The 19,554-nt window shown below is 69.9% G+C and carries 17 protein-coding genes and 3 pseudogenes; 4 read left to right on the forward strand and 16 right to left on the reverse strand.

Going from position 1 to position 19,554, the window contains the following annotated elements:
• Positions 1-858 precede the first annotated feature (858 nt).
• Positions 859-1,611, reverse strand: a pseudogene (locus ACWDAK_RS37145) (IS1634 family transposase); the annotation flags it as partial.
• A gap of 469 nt (positions 1,612-2,080) precedes the next feature.
• Here ACWDAK_RS37145 and ACWDAK_RS37150 point away from each other — a divergent pair.
• Positions 2,081-3,031 (forward strand): MBL fold metallo-hydrolase, encoded by a 951-nt coding sequence (locus ACWDAK_RS37150; RefSeq protein WP_427395927.1) that lies wholly within the window; start codon positions 2,081-2,083, stop codon positions 3,029-3,031.
• A gap of 286 nt (positions 3,032-3,317) precedes the next feature.
• On the opposite strand, the gene ACWDAK_RS37155 is transcribed toward ACWDAK_RS37150, so the two are convergent.
• Entirely contained in the window at positions 3,318-3,875 is a 558-nt protein-coding gene (locus tag ACWDAK_RS37155; protein WP_427395928.1) for a helix-turn-helix domain-containing protein, read from the reverse strand.
• Positions 3,876-3,911: 36 nt separating this feature from the next.
• Here ACWDAK_RS37155 and ACWDAK_RS37160 point away from each other — a divergent pair, with 36 nt between their 5' ends.
• A complete protein-coding gene (locus tag ACWDAK_RS37160) occupies positions 3,912-5,174 on the forward strand; it encodes an alpha/beta hydrolase family protein (RefSeq protein WP_427395929.1) in 1,263 nt (420 codons plus the stop codon).
• 185 nt (positions 5,175-5,359) lie between these two features.
• Here ACWDAK_RS37160 and ACWDAK_RS37165 read toward each other — a convergent pair.
• The 13 genes and pseudogenes from ACWDAK_RS37165 to ACWDAK_RS37225 form a co-directional block, all read right to left on the reverse strand.
• Positions 5,360-5,449: pseudogene (locus ACWDAK_RS37165) on the reverse strand (IS21-like element helper ATPase IstB); the annotation flags it as partial.
• 63 nt (positions 5,450-5,512) lie between these two features.
• Positions 5,513-6,118 (reverse strand): hypothetical protein, encoded by a 606-nt coding sequence (locus tag ACWDAK_RS37170; RefSeq protein WP_344641153.1) that lies wholly within the window; start codon positions 6,116-6,118, stop codon positions 5,513-5,515.
• Positions 6,025-6,873 (reverse strand): hypothetical protein, encoded by an 849-nt coding sequence (locus tag ACWDAK_RS37175; protein WP_344641152.1) that lies wholly within the window; start codon positions 6,871-6,873, stop codon positions 6,025-6,027. The genes ACWDAK_RS37170 and ACWDAK_RS37175 overlap by 94 nt, the downstream gene beginning before the upstream one ends.
• 205 nt (positions 6,874-7,078) lie before the next feature.
• Positions 7,079-7,705: a hypothetical protein gene (locus tag ACWDAK_RS37180; protein ID WP_427395930.1), complete on the reverse strand. Its 627-nt coding sequence runs from the start codon at positions 7,703-7,705 to the stop codon at positions 7,079-7,081.
• Between the two features lie 233 nt (positions 7,706-7,938).
• A complete protein-coding gene (locus tag ACWDAK_RS37185) occupies positions 7,939-8,130 on the reverse strand; it encodes a hypothetical protein (protein ID WP_344641150.1) in 192 nt (63 codons plus the stop codon).
• A gap of 433 nt (positions 8,131-8,563) precedes the next feature.
• Positions 8,564-8,998, reverse strand: coding sequence for a hypothetical protein (locus ACWDAK_RS37190; protein ID WP_427395931.1), 435 nt, complete (start codon positions 8,996-8,998; stop codon positions 8,564-8,566).
• Positions 8,999-9,316: 318 nt separating this feature from the next.
• Complete coding sequence (locus ACWDAK_RS37195; protein ID WP_427395932.1) at positions 9,317-10,606, reverse strand: alpha/beta hydrolase family protein; 1,290 nt, start codon at positions 10,604-10,606, stop codon at positions 9,317-9,319.
• Between the two features lie 691 nt (positions 10,607-11,297).
• Positions 11,298-11,477: a hypothetical protein gene (locus tag ACWDAK_RS37200; protein WP_344641147.1), complete on the reverse strand. Its 180-nt coding sequence runs from the start codon at positions 11,475-11,477 to the stop codon at positions 11,298-11,300.
• A 280-nt stretch (positions 11,478-11,757) separates the two neighbouring features.
• Entirely contained in the window at positions 11,758-12,195 is a 438-nt protein-coding gene (locus tag ACWDAK_RS37205) for a hypothetical protein (RefSeq protein WP_427395933.1), read from the reverse strand.
• Positions 12,143-13,027, reverse strand: coding sequence for a hypothetical protein (locus tag ACWDAK_RS37210; protein WP_427395934.1), 885 nt, complete (start codon positions 13,025-13,027; stop codon positions 12,143-12,145). The genes ACWDAK_RS37205 and ACWDAK_RS37210 overlap by 53 nt, the downstream gene beginning before the upstream one ends.
• 720 nt (positions 13,028-13,747) lie before the next feature.
• Positions 13,748-14,512: a hypothetical protein gene (locus tag ACWDAK_RS37215; RefSeq protein ID WP_344641145.1), complete on the reverse strand. Its 765-nt coding sequence runs from the start codon at positions 14,510-14,512 to the stop codon at positions 13,748-13,750.
• The gene (locus ACWDAK_RS37220; protein WP_427395935.1) at positions 14,509-14,850 is read right to left on the reverse strand and encodes a hypothetical protein; all 342 of its coding nucleotides are present in this window, start codon (positions 14,848-14,850) and stop codon (positions 14,509-14,511) included. The genes ACWDAK_RS37215 and ACWDAK_RS37220 overlap by 4 nt, the downstream gene beginning before the upstream one ends.
• Positions 14,851-15,494: 644 nt before the next feature.
• Positions 15,495-15,725 (reverse strand): annotated as a pseudogene (locus ACWDAK_RS37225) (hypothetical protein); the annotation flags it as partial.
• Between the two features lie 75 nt (positions 15,726-15,800).
• On the opposite strand from ACWDAK_RS37225, the gene ku reads away from it, so the two are divergent.
• Positions 15,801-16,343, forward strand: a complete 543-nt coding sequence (gene ku, locus ACWDAK_RS37230; RefSeq protein WP_427395937.1) for a non-homologous end joining protein Ku — start codon at positions 15,801-15,803, stop codon at positions 16,341-16,343.
• A gap of 40 nt (positions 16,344-16,383) precedes the next feature.
• Here ku and ACWDAK_RS37235 read toward each other — a convergent pair whose 3' ends face one another.
• Complete coding sequence (locus tag ACWDAK_RS37235; protein ID WP_425557864.1) at positions 16,384-16,713, reverse strand: helix-turn-helix domain-containing protein; 330 nt, start codon at positions 16,711-16,713, stop codon at positions 16,384-16,386.
• 570 nt (positions 16,714-17,283) lie between these two features.
• Between ACWDAK_RS37235 and ACWDAK_RS37240 the strand changes: the two genes are divergently transcribed.
• A partial coding sequence (locus ACWDAK_RS37240) for a LamG domain-containing protein (RefSeq protein ID WP_449806544.1) occupies positions 17,284-19,554 on the forward strand: 2,271 nt, incomplete at its 3' end.

Below are 19,554 nucleotides of genomic sequence, written 5' to 3' on the forward strand. Positions count from 1 at the left end.
CGACACCTGCTCCAACGGGGCCGCGTTGCTTGCGTTCCGCGCACTGCGGTGTACCTCGACCCTTGCCTTGCACCCCGGCCGAAATCCTTAACTACCCGGCCTTGGGGAAACTTCCTGGGTGAGCTCCGCTCGGCTGGCGGCCAACGTTGCTAGGAGCCGGGCACTTGGACTACGGCGAAGCCACTTGAGGACCGAACTGGGCAGTGGCCCGGTGGTGAGAGCTTGAGCCAGCGGCACGAGAACGGGAGCGATCTGGCCGTCCTCGCCGGCGAGTAGGTGGTGCACGCGGTCGGTGGCCACGCACCGCGCGCAGCACCCGTCCACGATGAGGTTCTCCGGGGAACCACACCGGCGACAGGAGAAGTCGATGTCCGCGCCGCAGCACGGACCGAGGCTCCACCCCCGTTGTCGCCGCTGCCGACCAGGACGCGGGTGACACCACAGCGTACGCAGGGCCCGGGCTTGCGCCGACGCCTGCCGTAGCAGGAGGAGCACAGGGGGCCGATCGGCCAGCGGACCTTGGGCTCCCTCGCCCGTCCGCAGTCAGCGCACGGAACCGAGGGCCGGGGGCGGCAGGCATTGCATTGGAAGGCTCCGGCCGCTTTGCGGCTGCCGTCGCGCAAACGTCCGCAGATGGTGCAGAGTCCCTCGACGGTGTAGCAGCGATGGCACAGCCCGGGTTCGCCGTTCTCACCCCGCTTGGCGAGCTGCCTGAACTGGCCGCACTTGCCGCAGAGCTTGGGCGGGGCGGTGTAGCAGCGGGAGCACAGTGGCCCCTCCGAGGAGTTGGCATGGACCGGGCTCATGGTTCCGCAGCGGATGCACTCCTGGTCAAGGAACCCTGAGCAGGGGCGGCACAAAGGTCCAGATCCGCACCGGAATGCCCTCGCGGGTGACGGCCAGCCCGATCACGATCTGCGGCAGGTCCTTGCGGTGGTCCTTGGAGTGCCCGTACCGGCGAAGCGCGCCGTCGCCATCGTCGGCCTCGTCCCGTTCGAAGTAGGTACTGGTGGTGTCGAAGAAGATCAGGTCGACCTCGAGGTCGAGGAGGTTCGCGGCGGCGAAGAACACCGCTTCCTGCACGGCGGCTTGGGTCCCCTCGTCCACCAGCAGGTCCATGGCCCGATAGGCGTGTTGCTCGGCGAGTTCCTCGATGCCGGGCACCACCGCGTCCTTGCCGGCCCACTCGGCGGCGGCCCGCTTGGAGCTCGGGGCGACAGCACGGTTGGCGACCAGCGCGAACAGGGCACGTTCCACATCGGTGCGGAACTGGCGCGCGTCCAGTACCTTCGCGAGCGCCTGGTCGATGCCCAGCAGCTTCCACAGGCCGTCCAGCAGCCACACTGTTCCGATCGGCCGGGAGGACTGAACCGCCAGCGGGCCGCCTTCCAGACCCAGCGGCGCGGCCACATCCTCGTCCCCGTCACCGAGATAGCGGTTGAGAGAGTCGACCAGCCTCCGCAGGGAGTCGAGGTCGAGCTTGTCCTCCCGACCCAGGTTGAGGAGCACCTCGGCCTGCGTCGTGCCGCCGATCCGCCGGTTCGTCGCCAGCTGCACATAGCGCACCACGCTGCCGTCCCGGTTCCGACGTTGCGTCTTCCGCACGTACATGCCCGCAGGATGCGACAAAACCCCAGTTCATGGCGGCTGAATCAGCAAATACACATGTCCGCACCCCAGATCTGCTCTAGACCACTCAGATCGCGCTGACCAGCGAAGACAAGCGATCAGACCCGGTCGTGTGCCCGCAGACTGTCGAAGCCGGGGGAGCGGACGGGGAGGCTGCAGCTGTGAGCAGGGCACTGGCCGCGGGGCTGGAGGGAGCCAGTTGGCCGGCCGGGGTGCCTGCCTGAACTGTCAGGTCAATCAGATCCATCGTTGCCGAGTGTCTCCCACCGCCGCCCGGCCTGGTGCTGACCGGCCTAGCCGGGCGGGGGCACGGCGAGGAGATCGATCTCGCCGATGAACCCCTGCACGGATTGTCCCAGCCTGCGTCCGATGCCCGCCACCACGAGTCGTATACGTGGCACCTATGAGTCGGAGTGGAACTAGAGGGCCGAGGTGTTCGTCTCCTGGTGACATGAGTGACAACACGTTAGGACGGCGCGGACTCCTTCGGACTGCAGTTGCGGGGGCCGCCTTCCTGCCGGTGGTCGGCGCCGCGTCCACTGCCGCGGCGGGCGAGCCGCACCGGACGGGCGGCGGCAGCGAGACGGTGTTCCGCTGGCTCGGGAACAGTGGCTGGCGGATCGAGGGCAACGGGAAGACGGTGCTGTTCGACCCGTACATCACGCGGTTCCCGACCAACGGATTCGATGCGAGTACCCGGCTCACTGTCGACACCGACCTGGTCGACCAGCACATCGGCAAGCCGGATCTCATCCTGGTCAGCCACAGCCACTGGGACCACTTCAACGACGTCCCCCACATTGCCAAGACCAAGAGGGTCCCCGTCGTCGGGACCGCGACCACCTGCTACCTGCTCCAGGCGATGGGCGTGGACCCCGCACAGCTGATCACGGTCAAGGGCGGCGAGGTCCTCGACTTCGGCGGGTACACCGTCGAGGTGGTGGCGAGTCTGCACAGCCGTAACGCCAAGCACAGCTATTGGGCGCCCGGCACGCTGACGGGCCCGCCGGTCAAGGCGCCGGAGACGATCGGCGAACTCCCGGAAGGCGACACACTGGCCTTCCAGATCCGCCTCGGCGACGGACCGTCGACCCTTCTGACGGGCGCCAGCGACTTCGTGGAGCGCAACCTCGCCGGACTGAGGCCCGACATCGCGATGATCGCCGTCGAGAGCACCGCCCGCACCACGTACCGGTACGTACCACGACTCCTCAAGGCCCTCGATTACCCGCGCACCGTAGTCCCTGTGCACTGGGACAACTTCGAGACGCCGCTTACCGGTCCGGCTGTCCAAGGGAGCAAGGTGGACCTGGACGGACTCGTCACACAGGTCCGCGAACTCTCCCCACGCACCAACCTGGTCCGCCCGGAACACCTAACGCCCTTGCGACTGCGCGCATAGCGATCAGCTCGCGTCGGACAGGGACGTGCCCGCCGATGAAACCGTTCGCCGGCGGGCTGGCTCTGTTCACGTGAAGTAGCAGCGATTGGTCAGCGGTTTGGGCAGCAGTTAGCGATCTTGAGTGCTGCGGATGTTCACCAGAAATGACGTCACCCGACGACTGAGGTGGTCTCCGGGAGGCGGGATGATGGTGGCCAGTTCAGATTCTCCGCGCGCGGCCAGTTGGCGGGGAGTCATCTGGCCGCGGATGTCACAACGCGTAGTCGTCAACGGAGTCGGTGTCCGGCTACGGCTGTCGGTCGCCCGGCCGGCTACGCGAGGCTTCCACCGGGAAGTGGATCGGGCTGAGCAGGTACTGCGCACGCTCGGGGCGGGGGGAGTTGGCCAGCCTCGGCGCGATGGCCGCACGTAGCTCGACGATCAGCTCCGCCAGTTCCGCCGGGCTGAGCCAGAGGGCATGCTGCCGGTAGCCCACCTGGTCGGCCACGGGGTCTGTCTCCTCTCGGTCGAGGTAGGCATTGAACTCGGCCAGCAGGGCGGTCATCGCGGTGGTAAACGCCTGCCGATGGTCTTCGGGGGTGAGCGTGCGGAGCTCCTCGACCCCGATGACGGCCCGGTCCTGGCACAGCCGGTAGTGCCGTTCCACCGCCCCACGCACCCTGTGTTCCTCGGCCACCTCCAGGATCCCGCCGCTCACCAGCAGATCGATGTGCCGGTAGACGGTGGCCTTGGAGGCTTCCGGGATACGCGCGCACAGCTGAGCGGTGGTCAGCAGCCGTCCACCGCCCATCGCATGCACAATCCGCAGCCGGATGGGGTGGGCGAGCAGTCTCAGGGAGTCCATGCCCAAACCTTCTCACAACTGCTACCTTTCTCAAGCATGAGAACGAATAGGGATGGGGTACTGGAGGTGGCGCGCGGCTTCGCCGCGCTGCTGCGGGCTGAGCACTTCGACCAGACCGTGGAGCTCTTCGCGCCTCCACTGCGGGCTGCGGTCTCCTCTGAGGCGCTGCGGCTGGCCTGGGCGGCCGAGGCTGCCGGGCACGGCGGGATCCAGGCGGTCCAGGAGCCGGAGATCGAAACCGGCGAAGCGGACCCGGTCCGAGTGCGCATCGCGATCACCTGCGCCGACGGCAGCTTCACCGTGGTCACATCGGTCGGTGACGACGGCCTGCTGCACGGGCTACGACTCGATCCGCACGATGGCGCCGTGTGGCAGCCGCCGCACTACACGCAGCAGGACCGCTTCACCGAACGGGAAGTCCTGCTCGGGACGGGGCCACTCGCCGTGCCCGGCACGCTCACCCTCCCCGACGGCCCCGGCCCGTGGCCCGCCGCGGTCCTGCTCGCCGGCGGCGGGCCCTTCGACCGGGACGAGACCAGCGGCCCGAACAAACCGCTCAAGGACCTCGCCTGGGGACTCGCCTCCCGTCAGGTGGCCACGCTGCGCTTCGACAAGCCGACCTTCGCCCACCCGGACCGCGTTCCCTCCGACTTCACCATGGCCGACGAGTACCTGCCTCCCGCGCTCGCCGCCGTCCAACTGCTGCGGCAGCACCCCGAGGTGGACCCCGACCGGATCCATCTGCTCGGCCACAGCATGGGCGGCAAGGTGGCGCCTCGGATCGCCGCCGCCGATCCGTCGATCGCGGGCCTCGTGCTGCTCGCTGCGGACGCGCAGCCGATGCACGATGCGGCCGTCCGGGTGGCCCGCCACCTCGCGGCCCTCGCCCCCGGCCCGAGTGCCGACCAGGCGGTGGCCTCGCTCGCCCGCAAGGCCGAGCTGGTGGCAGGACCTGAACTCACCCCCGACACACCGCCGGAACTTCTGCCCCTAGGCCTCTCCGCCGCCTACTGGCTCGACCTGCGCGCCTACGACCCGCCGGCCACGGCGGCCGCACTGGCCCGCCCGATGCTGATCCTGCAGGGTGGGCGGGACTACCAGGTCACCGTCACCGACGACCTGGCGCTCTGGCGGCGGGCCCTTGCGCACCGGCCCGGGGTGAGGATCCGAATCCACCAAGACCTCAACCACCTCTTCTTCCCCGGCAGTGGCGATCCCACCCCAGCCGACTACGCCAAGCCAGGACATGTCGCCCTGGCGGTGGTGGACGAGATCGTGACCTGGCTGGCGCTGCCGTAGGAGAGAACGGAGCCCCGCCCAGACCAATGCCATTCATCCTCCAGCAGTCGCCCTCGGTCACATCCGTAACTGGCCGTCCGTGGGGGAATTCCTGGCAGCCGCTGTCAGCGGGATGCTGGTTTTGCGCCTCGGCGGTGATCAGAGCTGGTGCGCGATCCGTTGGCCTGAGGCGCCGTGCAGCAGAGCGACATGGCGACGCTGTTCTTCTCCTCGCGCTCGGTGAGGACCTGGAAGAGCAGTTCGGCGCCGCGGCGGTCGAGTCTGAGTTCTGAGAGCGCTCGGGTGCTTGCTTCGGGACCGTGATTGTGCTCCTGCCCAAAGTTCTGCCCGGGAGACCGTCAGAGGCCGGCCTCGGTGATGATGCCGTCCATCCGTGCCCTTGGCAGCACGGGGTTGGCCGCAGCGTCCTCGGCGCCCGTGGGCTCGGGGTCCGCCAGTAGTCGCTCCAGCAGGTCCGCGCTGACGTTGGGATGCCGGGCCACTCCCGCGCGCAGGAACGACTCCGTGCAGTCCCCGATTCGCCGCAGCTCCGCATCGGGCAGCTCGGGGTCCTCCAGAGCGAGGAGGCGCACCCTCGGGTCCGGCTCGTCCACGAAGCCTCGCAGCTCCTGACGTGGGAAGTTGGGGTGATCCACCAGTAGGGGCCTGACGTGGGAGCGCTCGCCGTGGGCTCGGATCAGTCGCAGCAGGACCTCTGGCGGTGTGTCGGGTCGGTGGGCGGCGGCGCGGCGGACGGACACGTCCAGGTCGTTGTCCAGCCTCTGCCAGGCTGCCTCCGGCAGGTCCCGGCCGGTTGCCAGGATCTGCCGGAACACCGTGTGCGGGCAGTCGAGGTAGGTCAGCCGTTCGGCTAGGGGCGCATCTCGCAGCCAGCTCGGCTTGTAGGGCGTCCAGTGGAGAGCGAGAGCGGCGTCGTCGCTGCCGGCGGCGTCCTCGGCCTCCACCAGTGCGAGCAGCCGTCCCGGGTCTCGGGGGTTACGTGGCGGCTGTAGGCCACCGCGACGCGCACGGACGGGTCCGTGCTGTCCTGCAGGCGGGCCACCATGTCGGCCGTCAGGCGCGGGTTGCCGACCACGGCGTGCAGTACCGTCTCGTCCCCGGTTGCCAGCAGCCGGTCGAACTGCTCGAGCGTCAGCGGGATACGACACGCGAGGTTGGCTCGCACAGCCGGATCGGCGAGACAGTGCTCGTAGTACTCCGGAGGGACACCCGGGTCATTGGCCTCGCTGGCTGCGGCCCGCACCCCCGGGTCCGGGTCCGTCAGCAGCGCCAACTGTACGACGATCGGCCGCTCCCGCCAGCTCTGCGCGACCATCGCGCGCAGCTTGGGATCGGAGCTGGCCGCGAGTTCCTCCGGCGGCCGGCCGTAGGCTTCGACCAGGTCCTCGATGCCCGTCCGTACCTCGCGCTCCACCATGGTCCGAACGAAGTCCGCATGGGCATCGCGGATCGCCGGGTCGGGATGCCCGGCGATCCGGTGGCGCATCGTCGAGGAAACCCGCTTTCTGTGCAAGAGCACCGCCGAATCCCCGCCGCCATGCGTCAGCAAGGCCTCGACCACCGCGTCCGGCAGCTGCCCCCTGCGCAACGACAGCCCGTGCCGGCCCGCCTCGTGCGCGGCCAGACGCACCAGGACATCCGGCGACGCGGCCGGGTTTCGTCCCAGCCCGGACAACTGCGGCTCCTTGAGATGGACCATGCGTCCACGCTAGCCAAGCCGCCGCAACGGCCTTCACCCGGCCGACTTGTGCCGCCGGCCTCCGACACGCCCACACACTGTTAGTGGTGCTCTCGGTTCTCGCCGACATCTCCTGGGGACTCGATCCAGAACTGATGCCAGAACTCGCCGACATCCGCTCTCCGATTTCACCTACACAGCCACCTGGTGCTGGGTCAGTGATCCCTCACCTCACCTCCAAGTCGCCCGGGCGAACGGTGTAGCCGCCGTCGACGACCGGTGCGAAGGGCGCCGGTGCCATACAGGTGCCCACCACCGGCTGCACGGGCTTTCCGTTGGCGTCCACATCGAGGTTGACGACGCCCCAGGAGAAGCCGAGGCGGTCCTTGGCGTGGCCGTGTCCCTGGGAGATGCTCAGGCCGACCCGCTGGCCGACCGGCATCGCATCCGACTTGGTGATGACGGCGGTCAGGGTGGCGACGTGGTCCCCGGTCACCAGGCAGTCGACCGCGGCGTCGGCGGTGCCCACCTCACCGGTCTCGGCTTTGCGGTGGGTGAAGTGGATGGTGCCGCGCGCGTCGGTCGGCAGGCCGTCCTTGAGCTGGGGATCGTCAGGAAAGCGCCGGGTGTACGGGGCCGCCTGGGCGTCGACGGTGAACCGGATCTCGTCGTCGGGCCGGAAGGCGTAGAAGATCCGCGCCGACCCGGTGACGCTCGCCAGCCGAACGGGGTGGTCCTTGGCGGGCGCCGCGGAGCCGGCGGCGGAAGCCGGGGTGACGGTGGCCAGCGTCGCGAACGCGAGGCCGACGGCGGCGACGGTGGCGGCGGTGCGGGGCTTGATGCCGCGGACCATTGGGGGGCTCCCTTCGTTGACGGCGGCCCTGGTGGCCGCCGTTCGGTGCCCCATCAGCCTCGCCGTCACCGGGCTATCCGCGCCATGTGCCGATCGGCACGTAGATCGCCCGAAGGCGGGCGAGGCTGTGCCCATCGGCACAACCCGCGCGGCGGACTTCAGCGGGGCCAATGCCCGCGAGCTCGAGGACGCCGGGGTGGGGCCGGCCCGGCCCCACCGAGCTCGCCCGCCGGTCAGAGGTTCTGCAGGTACGCCCGCTGGACGGTGCGGGCGGCCTGCTCGGGGGTGTCGTGCAGCATCGCCTCCTGGGTGGCCTGGTCGCCGATGAAGTAGTTCTCGTACACCGCCACCCACCGGTCGCCGATACCGGGCAGGTCGCGCTCGACCCAACCGACCTGGTGGCCCTCGCCGCGCACCAGGAACACGTTCGGGTTGACGGTCCAGCCGGCCAGTAGTCACCAAACACCCGATAGTCCAGACCGATGCCCACGTCCGTGTCCGGCAGGCCGCGCAGCCGGGGGTCGGCGGGGACGGTGACTTCGGCGACCGGTGGCTTCGGAGTCTTGGGCACGGCCGCCGGTGCGGGGCCGGACACAGTCTGCTGGGCCAGACGGAGGTCGACCAATTCGCGCAGCCTGGCACCGTCGCCGGTCGGGGCGGGGGTTTGTCCCCGGGGGGGGACAGGCTCGGCGGCGTCGGCCGTGGCGGCGGGCGCCGTTTCCCCCCGAGGAACAACGGGTTCCGGGCGGACCTGTTCGGCGGCCGGAACGACGGCCGCAGGCGGGGTCGTTTCTCCTCGGGGCGCAGCGGTGGCCGGTTCAGTGTCGGCCTGGGCGCGGCGGGGCGCGGGCAGTGCGGCTAGCCTGCGGTCGGATCGGTATCCGGCCCGGTCTCTGTTTCCCCTCGGGGTGAAACGACGGGGCCAGGGGAAGTCTCGCCGGGCGCGGGCGCCTGGATGGGGTGGGCGTCCAGCAGCCGCTCGGCAAGCTCGCGATGGTGGATGGTCAGGGCGTGGGCGGCGTGCAGGAGCTCGTCTAGGGCTTGGCGGGCAAGGGCAGGGTCGCCGTGGCGGGCCGCGTGGTCGAGCTGGCGTAGGAAGCGCACGTCGTGCTGGCGCAGCTTCTCGCCGAGTTCCAGCAGCTCGGTCGCCTCGGTGCTCGCGCTGAGGTCGGAGGGCAGCGGAGTTTCGCCTCGGGGAGTTTCGGCAGCTGCGGCGAGCGCCTTCTCCTGCCGCTTCCGCTCCCTCGCCGGCCGGATGACTTCCGGCGGCGCCTTGAGTGAAGACGGCCGCAACGTCCACGCTTGACACGCCTGCGTCCTCCCGGCCGGTCAAACTCGCCTGGCAATCGGTCAAGATCACCTGTAAGAGGACACCCAGCCGGGCGGACCGCCTGCCCGAACACAGGTGACACAGCCTGTCTGTGAATCGCTCCCACCTGGGGAAATGGCCGGTCAATGACAACCCCCACAGGTATGAAGGCCGCCGGGTTCGGGCGGCTGCTGGCCGAGGCACGGCGGCTGACCGGCGCGCTGCGCGAGTCGGTGGAGCAGGTGCGCACCGCCGTCCTGGTGCTGGCCGAGCGGGTGCGCGCGCACGGCTCCGGTCGCGCATTACCGCTCGTAGACCACTTCGGGGAAGCGCGGCGACGGGCCGTCCAGGAGGTGGTCGTCGTGGCCGCGCAGCCAGCGGTCGAGGAACGACGAGACGTAGGAGCGGGTGGCCAGGACCGCGCGGTCGGGGCGGACGTCGCCGACGTCGTCGGTCAGCGTCGTCGGGGCGACGGCGCCCTGGCGGGCGAGCTGGGGCAGCAGGGACTGCGCGTCGGTGTAGGAGCCATGGCGGGAGCCGGTCAGGGTCACGTCGGCGTGCCAGCCCGTGCTGTGCTGCCACAGGGCGTCCCAGCCGGGCTGCTGGTGGTAGCTGCCGGAGCCGGACTCCTGGGTGCCCATGAGCAGGAAGGGCCGGGTCAGGCCGTCCTCGGCGACGGTGGGCAGGGGCAGCTGGACTCCGGTGCCGTCCGGGCCGGAGAAGTGCAGCTGGCCGTCGAGGTTGACGCCGACCTTGAGGCGCGGATCGTCGTGCATGGTCTGCAGGGCCGTGGAGCCGCCCCCGGAGTGGCCGACCATGCCGATCCGATCGAGGTCGAGCAAGGCGGCGAGGCCGGCCGGCAGCTGCGCGTCGTGGCGCAGCCCGGCGAGTTGGTCCAGGACGAAGCGGGTGTCGTCGACCCGGGTCTGCAGCGTCTTGCGCAGGAGGGCGCCCATGTCGAGGCCGGGCCGGGCCATCAGCGCGGGGAAGACGGAGGTGGCGAGGTCCCCGTCGGGGAAGGCGACCTCGGAGGCGTCGTAGGTGTGGTCGACGGTGACGACCACGTAGCCGCGGGAGGCGAGGTCCTCCACCAGGGCGGTGCCCCAGGTGCGCGGGTCGCCGAAGCCCGCCGAGTACAGCACGACGGGCCGCTTGCCGCCGGGGAGGGCGGGCGCGTCGGCGCGGGCGTGGGTGCGGATGCCTGCCCAGTCGGTGCGGCCGGGCTCGAAGCCGTTCTCGCGCTGGCCCCAGCTCCCGGCGTTGCCGAAGTGGTCAGCGGCGGCGGGGACCATGTACGGCGCGCGGTCGTTGCCGGTGGCGGGCCGGGTGGTCGGGTACCAGAAGCTGATCATCAGCTTGCGGTGCTGCCCGGGCTTCCAGGGGTCGTCCCGGGGGTCGTCCGTGAGCTGCAGGGACGTCGTGCCGATCGGGTACAAGCCGGTGGGCTGCGGAAGCCAGGCCCTGGCCTGCTGCTCGGTGCCCCGTCCCGGCGCCGCCACCGCCGCCACCGCCGCGCCCGGTGCGCCGATCACGCCCAGTGTCGCCGTCGCCGCCAGCAGTGCCGCCGCCACGGCCCGTCCTCGCCTGTTCATCGCCGTTCCCCCTCGTTCGGTTCCGTGTTCGCCTTGGACACGGGCGACGGTACGGGCGAGGAGGGGCGGAAACCGTCATACCGGGGTGCCAAGTCCTCTGTAGGACCCCGGTATGACGGCGTTCGGCGCCACAGGTACTTCTTCACCGCAGCCTGACCAGTTGCTTCCAGCCCACGTCGTCGGCGGTCCCGACGGCCGGCCCCTCCACTACCGGATGGGGCAGACTGCCCGTCATGACAGCACCTGAGCATGGGGCCGCATCCGCATATGGCTCGCTGCCCACGTTCGGCCAGACTCAGCCGGGCCGATGACCGATGGCGCGCGCCTGGACGCGTTCGAGGCGGACCTCGGCCCGCCGTTGCCGGCCGACCTGCGGGCATGGTGGCTGCTGCCCCTTCCTGGACGCAACAGCAGACCTCTGGTGCGGTGAACCCGAGGACGGTCCCCGCGGGTGGGGACCACACAGCACCGCCCGGGAAAAACGCTGGTACGAGGACACGTGACCGGACGCTGCCCCCGACACTCCGCCGTCATCGACGAGTCCCCAACGAGCATCGACTGATCGAACTGCGTTGAGACAGATCTCCGTCCGTCAAACTTTGGTGAGACTGGTCAAACTTCGCTGCGACGGGTCACCAGTGTCCTGTGACAGATGATCTTGACCGTTTGCCAAGCGATCTTGACAGCCGGACTATCGGCGGCAGATCCAGTAGCTGTCGCGGGCTGGGTGCCAGCGTCGCTCACCGGTGGGGCGAGTCACCACGACGTCGCCGTCCTCGTACGAGACCCGGTCGCCCGCCACGACGAACACTGGCCTGTCCAGTCCGACGCGGAAGTCGGACTGGAGCAGGAACTCGCTGAGCAGCAGCATCCGCGGCATTGGGGTAACCCCGTCGAAATTCACGCGCATGAGCCGAGCATCCCGGAGGATCCGGTGCGGCCGCGACAGGTTTCCGGACACGGAGCGGGCAGGCTCTGGTCAAGATCAGGTGGTAGAAATCTGCTGGTCGTCAAGATCCTTTGGCAAACGGTCGAGATCGCCTGTCAGGGGACAACCTTTCCAGTCTCAACGGACTTTGACCGCGACCTCCACCAGCAGGAGCGGGTACGGATCGGTGTCAGAACGGTGGCTCGTTGGAGTAGGTGCCGCCTCAGGGGTCGGGGGCCGGAGCGACGCTTGGCCGGACCTGGAGGACACGGACGGCATCCTTGATGCGGCCGAGGTCGATGAGATGGTGGGCCAGGACGGTGTTGTTGGAACCGGGGTGCTGTTCGAGGACAGCGACGGCCTCCTCGATGCAGCCGGCCTCGGCAAGCAGGTGTGAGAGGGACCAGGCCGCGTACCAGGTGCCGCCTTCGGGGTGCGCCCGGGCCTGCTCGATCGCTTCGTCGCGTAGGCCGCAGTCGGCCATGAGCGGCAGCCGTATTTGGAAGAAGTCCCACTCCTCCTCACCGTCACGCCGCTCCTTGAGGGCGTCGAGGTAGGCCAGAGCTTCCTGAGCACGGCCGTGCTCGGCATACAGGGTGCACAGCGCGTCAACGACGCAGTCGTCCGCGCCGCCCGGGGAGTCCGCCAGGGCGCGCACCACCGCGATCGCCTCGTCGACGCGACCGTGCCGGACCAGCAGCTGGGACAGTAGATGGGCAACGCGCCACATGCCGTGGGGCTTTTCGGCGGGTCCGGTAGACGGCGGTCGCTCCCTCCTCATCGCCGCGTGCCTCCAGTACCTCGGCCAGACTCCGCGCGGCGTGCCCGTGGTACTCGGAGTCGGTGTACGCGCGCAGTTCCTCAATCCGTCCATGCCTGGCCAGCAGGTCGGCCAGCGCGTCCCGGCCATTAACGGACGTAACCTCCCGGCGGCGCAGCAGGGCGATCGCCTCGTCGACGTGGCCTTGCCGTTCCCGGACGGTGGCAAGCAGGTCGAAGGCGTTGGACGGCTCCAGGCGGAGCCGGTGGCAGTCGGGGTCGTCGCAGGCCGGGACCGCGGCCTCGATCCGGGCTTCCAGCAGCGCCGCAACTTCCTCGTCCTGGCCTGCGGCGTCGGCGACGTCGACCAGGGCCTGGGCGAGGAACCAGTCCTCAACGCCGGGCCGCAGCAGCGCGAGCGCCTCGGCGGCCCGGCCGTGGCGGGCCAGCAGACGCGCGAAGAAGTCCAGGACCAGCCGGTCGCCGGCCTGCGTGTAGGGGCGGGACAGCTCGATCGCCTCCTGCGCCCTACCCCAATCCTCCAGCAGCTCGGCTCGGGCCTGGGCGGCCGGCCACCAGCCCGTCGCGATGTACGGACCGAGCACGTCCAGCGCCTGCTCGTACTGCTGCCGGTCGCCGAGCAGCCGTGCCCACTCCAGCGCGCAGAACCACTCCCCACGCCTGGCCTGGAACTCCACTTCCCGCTCGTGGCCAAGCTCCACAAGCCGGGTCACCAGCGATGAAGGAATGCAGCCCGACAAGGTCCGGGCCCGGTAATCAAGATCAGCAGCGTCCACGGCCCCGCACCCTAGCCGCCACCCCTGACACCAGAGACCGGACAACGGCGGTCAAACTTCGATGAGACAAACCGCCGTCAGTCAAACTTCGCTGAGACTCGCCAAACTTCGGTGAGACGGGTCACAACCAGCCGGTAGTCGGCAGGTGTCCCAACCCTGTCCCAGCACCAGCGCAAAACGCTCCCACCAGGCGAAACGGCCTGGGACCGTCTCAGATCCGTCCCAGCAAAACGCCCGAACCGGACACCCTGGGACGCAGCTGGGACAGGGCTGGGACGCCGCCAGCCTCAGCCTGGCGAACCGGCCGACGTTCACCCCTGACCTGTGGCACGCGATCTTGACCGTTTGCCAGCAGATCTTGACCGACGCCGGGCACCGGGTGCTTCCGGGGTTAGCGCCAATCTCGTGCGCCTGGCCGACGGGCGGTGCCACGGCAGCCGACCAGGACCTTGCCGCCCGCGGTGCTGGAGCCGGAACGCGAACGGCTCTGGTCGCTGCTGGAACTCCAGGAGCTCCTGGACGAGTGAATCGTGGCAGAACCGGCCGCACGACGGACTGCGTGACCCTGCCCACCCGAGCCGGATGTTCCCCACCGACAAGCTATCGACCGCGCCGATTACTGCTGAGCGATCAGCTCCCACCGGACTGAGGCAGGCCTCAGTTTGCGTCGCTCGGGGTCCAGCGGGTAGCGAGCATGGTGAAGCCCTGCTGGTCGTCTCCGGACTTTGCTGTGATCTTGAACCACACCACCGACTTCTTCGCGGTGATGAGGCAGTAGGCGGAGTTGACCTTGAGGGCGGCAGCGCTCATCTTGTTCGGCCGGGTGTTGCGGTTGGCGTCGTTCTGGCACTGGTCCGGCCCGGGTTCCTGCGTCTGCGAGGTTCCCCACTGCCGCGTCGAGGTGAGGACGCTGTCCTGCTCGCCCGACAGCGGACACGCCGCCTGGACGATGAGATCGTCGGTGAGGAACTCGGCCTCGCTGTGACCGCGTCCCTGGTCGAAGTTGACTGCCCCGGTCAGGCACTGCTCGGCCGCCGGCAGGGTGATGGAGGTGTCCTGGTACTTCACCGTCCAGCCTGCCCCACTGGGCGTCGGGAAGGCGGCCGGAGAGGGCGTTGTCGCACTGCCCGACATCGGGGCCGGGACGCCCGCCGAGGTCGCGCTTGAGGCCGGGTCCGGGTTCGCGGCGGGGGTGGTACTGCTACTGACCGCCGCCCCACCCGCGAAGTGCACGGCGAGCGACAATCCGGCCACCATCACCACGGTACCGAAGACCCCCAAGGCCACCCGCATCCCGCGGCCGGTCTCGCGCGGCGGGGCCGTCGTGATGAAGTTATTGACCTGAGTGTCATTGCTGCCGGTCTGCGCTGCGGTGGACCCCTCGAAGGTATTGTCGGACACCCCGCCCACGGGCTCGCTCATGCCTTCGGTCCGAAGTGGTTCTCCTGCCGGCTGTGGTCGCCGGTCTGGACGGCGGTCGGACCCATGAACGTGTTCCCGCTCATCACGTTCGCACCCCCGACCGAGCCGCCAGCCGCCTGGATCTTCGCCACCGCCTCCCGCAGCGCCTTGGCGAACTCCGGGTCCTGCTCAACCGCGTCTTCCACAGCGAGCGTGACCCACTGCCGGGTGCGGTCGCTGAGCGCCTGCTGGCCGGCCTCGGCCTCATTCGCCAGACGCACCAGCGAACCGTCATGCCCAAGCTTGCCGCTGACCACTTCATGCAGCCGGTCCATCGCCGCGTCCAGTCCGGCATCCACCTCCGCGTCCGCCCGCCCAGCCACCCGCCGCGCCTTCCGGACCGCCCACGCGAACAGGTACCCGACCACGATCTCTACGCCGGCCATCACTCCCCCAGCCTCAGAACTGACATCACATCAGACCGTACTATCCAGCCAGTCCCGGCCGCAGGCCCAATGCCTCATCCGACAGCCACAATGACGCGGCCGAGCAGACGGGGCCGCGCCGATGGCTGTCCCCCGATCCGATCACTCGTCGCCAGCTACTGGCGCAGCAGCGAGGCGGGGTTGAGGTCGAGGTGGAAGGGGGCGTCCAGGTCGCTAGTCTCGCCGACCTGGACCAGGCGGCCGCCGACACCGGGCACTGGACCGGGCCTGGCGGGTGCGGTCCAGCCGGAACCAGGTGGGCACCTGAGCGATCACCATCCCGGCAGCCCCAACCACGCCAAGGTCGACCCGAGGGCGTTCGTCAACTACCTCCGCCGCGCACCGGCCTGGCTGCTCACCGCGCTGCACCCGCCTGGGGCAAACCGCATATAGCCCGCACGGGAGGCGAGGTGACTGGTGGATGGGTTGGAGTCGTCCAGCCAGTCGTCCGGGGTGACAGGTCAGCCCGAGGCGCTCAGGGGGCGCCCGCCTCGTGCCACCAGGCGAGGACGTTGAAGTCAGGGGCTGTCGCCGACCCAGTTCCAACGGCGCTGCACGCGGGGTTCGTAATGAGCTTGGCCGCCGGGACCGTACCGGCCGCTCTCGGTGCGCAGCGCGGCGCCGTCGGCGAGCTGTTCGTCGTCCCAGCCGGTGACATCCAGGAGGAGGCCGTAGAGCGGGCCGCCGCGCAGCCCCCGGTACTCGTGGCCGGGCTGCGGGCCGGGGTCGGGGTCGTCGGGGTCGGCCCCGCCTCATTGCCAATGCCCGCCAGGATCCCAGCCGTCACCGACATCGGGCGCAGCATGGAGAGGAGGAGGCAGGCCATGCCGAACGCGATCGCCAAGCTGTCGATCAGCTTCTCGCTGGTTTCTGTGCCTGTGGCCGTGTTCGCCGCGACTGGGCCGGGCCGGCACGAGGTGCCGCTGCACTTGATCCATGGCGGCGACTGTGGCGCCAGAATCCGCCAGCCGAGGGTGTGCGAGGTCCACGGCGAGGTGCCCGCGGGCGACATCGCCCACGGCTACGAGGCACCGGACGGGCGCATCGTGGTGCTCACGCGGGACGACCTCACCGACCTGCCGCCCGCCACCACCAAGGAGATCCGTGTCCTCGGCTTCCTGGACGCCGCCAGGGTGGATCCGATCGCCTACGACCGTGCGTACTATCTGGCACCCTCCATGCCGGCCGGCAAGCGCCCGTACGCCCTGCTATGCCAGGCCATGCGGGAGGCGAATCAGGTCGGCGTCGCCCGCGTCGCGCTGCACACCAAGGAGAGCCTGGCTGTGCTGCGGGCACGGGACGCCGTGTCGGGTGGTCGACGCGCTGGCGGCGTTCGACGGCTGACGGGGCGTCCACTCGGACCTTGACCATGCCCGGTCGCGACCGGCCGCCATCGGCCCACGTCGCTCACCACTGGGAACGGCGGAAGTCGCCCGGGGCGCAGCCGACTTCGCGGGTGAAGAGCTTGCCGAAGTCGGTGGCCTCGGTGAAGCCGAGCGTGCGGCCGATCGCGGCCACGGGCAGGTCGGTGTGAGCGAGCAGCCGCTGCGTCTGCAGCCCTGCCCGCCTCGCGCTGGTAGCCGCCACGGACGGTCTGCGAGTTGGTGATGGGGTCACGACGCCGGCGGGCGTGATGCCGCCGCTGGCCCCGACGACCGCGGCGACAGCCTGCGCGCGGTCCACCGCTCCGGCGGTGACCGCGCGGCCGTAGCCCGTGATGTCCTGGACAGGTGCCATGGCACCATCCTCTCGCAGTGCGCCGACGCCGGCAGTGCGGACGAGTGACCTCAGTCATACCGCTGCAGGGGCGAGTCTGCCCGGAAGGGCCGTCGCATACTGCCGCGACGACCGGCCCGACCAGCCGCCTGGCTCGCCTGCTGGTCCATCTGCGATACGAGGAGCGGTAGTTGGCCGGTCGGAGAGGTCGCCCCGTCCACTCCGGGTCGGATCGACGTGAGCCGTGGTCGCCCGGCCCGCGCGCGCTCCGACACCCGCCGGTCGGCGGGTGGTGGCCCCGCCGGGCGGGGGTGCCGGTCCTGTCGGCCATGTGTGAAGATCCTGGGGTCTCGGGGGGATTTCTCATGTTCGTCTCATCAATGCCGGTGCAACGTCCGTCGGTGCGGCCGCGATGCGGGAAACTGACTGTCAATCAAATAGCTGGCGTGTCCGTCCTCCTGGGGCTCCGACGGTTCCTTCCAGGAGATGGCGACTAAGTTGCACACGAGAGTCCCAAGAGGCCGCCCGGGTTGGGTGCGCCGCACGATGGCCCGGGCGCTGACGGCCACTGCGTTCGCTACGGCCACGGCGATGACGATGTCGGTGGCGCACGCGGTGCCCGAGAAGCCGGTCGCGCCGCGTGACGGCGGGCAGCAGCTGCCCGCATATGCGGTCAACGGCGAGTTGGTCCACTACAACTTCCAGTGGAGCGACGACAACTCGGACAAGAACTCGATGGCCAGGTGGTCGACCCCGAACACCATCGAGGGTGGGCCGCGGGGGCTCCACCACAACGGTGCGTACGTCGACCGGGCCCAGAACTGGTCGATCTGGGGCAATCCGCGCGCTACCCCGGACGGCCGGACGCTGCGGCTGGACGGCAGCAACCAGTACGTGTCGGTCCCGCTGACGCTGCACGACGACCAGTCGTTCACGGTGTCCAGCTGGGTGCAACTGACCCAGACCGGCAAGTCCTACTCGGTCATCGCCCAGGACGGCAGCCGGGTGTCCGGCTTCTACCTGAAGGTGAACCCGGACGGCAGGCCGGTGTTCGGCATGCCGCGCGGCGACTCGGAGAACGCCGGTTGGGACACGGCGAACGGCCCGGACCTGGTCGCGCAGGCCAACCCGGGGGCCATGAAGCCCAATTGGACGCACCTGACCGGTGTGTACGACGCGCAGGCCGCCGAGGTCCGGCTGTACGTGAACGGTGTCCTCACCGGCCGCGCCCCGCACACCTCGACCTGGCAGGCAGGCGGTGAGATCGAGCTGGGCCGGGACATGTGGGCCGGCAAGCCCGGCGACTACCTCCCCGGCGGGATGGCCGACGTCCGGATCTGGCAGCGGGCGCTGCCCGACATCGAGGCCGCGAACGTGGCGATCCCGGACGGGCAGGTCCGTGACGACCACTGCTCGCTGGGGAACTCGCTGCACGTCGGTGGCCCGAAGGTCAAGGCACTGACCGCCAAGGCGCTGACCAGCTCGATCGCCGATTCCCGTTTCGCGGCGCTGAGCGCCTGGGGCTACGGCCCGGTCGCCCTCGCCAAGATCGACGATGAGGGCGACCAGCGGACGGCCAACCAGGCGCAGGACGCCCGGACGGCGGCCTGGGCCGCCGTGACCAAGCCGTTCGGGGACGGCATCTTCGGCGACGACTACAACACCTTCCTGAACTCGCCCGGTTACGGCCAGGCAATGCGCAACTTCCTGCTGGACGACGGCAAGCGCAACTGGGCCGGACCGGCCGTCGCGAAGCCGTCCCAGGCGGCCCTGGACCGTGCGCTGGCGATCCTGAAGGACCGTCAGGACAAGGCCGACAACTCCTGGCACTGGTACGGCGCCAACGGGGTGATCATAACCGCGGACCTGCTGAAGGGGATGTCCGCGTACCAGATCGCCAGGTTCATCCGCTTCGGCGGCTACCCGACGGTGGCCCCGGCGAAGGACTCGGTCGAGTTCCGGATGGAGGTCGAGGACCTCAAGACCCAGTGGGCCGGCTGCGACGGCTCCGACCCGCTGGACCCGACCCACGTGCTGGACGACGTGGTGGCCACCGCCAGCGCCGAGTGGCAGGCCGAGCAGGCCGCCCAGGCCGACCAGCGCGCCGCCATCGTGGCCGCCGACATCCAGGCGTACCAGGACGTCCGGACCGCCTCGGACGCGCTGGTCGAGGCCTCCGGGCAGGCGTACATCGTCAGCCGGATGCTGTTCTTCCAGAAGTTCTGGCAGGGACAGCCGAAGAGCAACATCTTCTACCCGAAGCCCGATCAGTTCACCAAGGCCACCGCCGCGATGGCGGACGCCAAGAAGGTGATCGCCGCCCAGCTGGCCATTGCCCAGAAGGCCGCCGCCTCGGCCAAGACCCAGGCGGACAGCGCGAGCGCCGCCGAGTCCGACGCCGGGAAGATCGCCGGCGGCAACGGCACGCCGTACGGCCGTGGACTGACCTACGCGCAGCAGTCGGCCCAGGTCACCAAGGCCTCGGCCGCCGCCGCGCAGTCCGCGAGCAAGGCGATCGAGACCACGCTGAACGCCGTCTCGGCCGGCCAGGCAGACAGCAAGGCGCTGTACGCCCTCGGCGACACCCAGACCCACGCCACCCAGGCCGAGTTCCAGCGCGCCGCCGCCCAGGAGGCCGCCGACCAGGCGCACAACGCCGCCGCCGCGGCCGCCGCTCAGGCAGACCAGGCGGGCCAGGCCGCCGCCCGGGCCAAGGCCGACAAGGACAAGGCCCAGCAGGCCGAGCAGACCGCGAAGGCCGCTGCCGCACTCCGAGGCACAGATGTCCCATCGCCTCCGGCGGGATCATCCAGCGGCCCAGGTCCTGGGAGTACTTGCAGTCCACGTCGATGCCGTCGATCG

The organism is Kitasatospora sp. NPDC001175 (assembly GCF_053598215.1).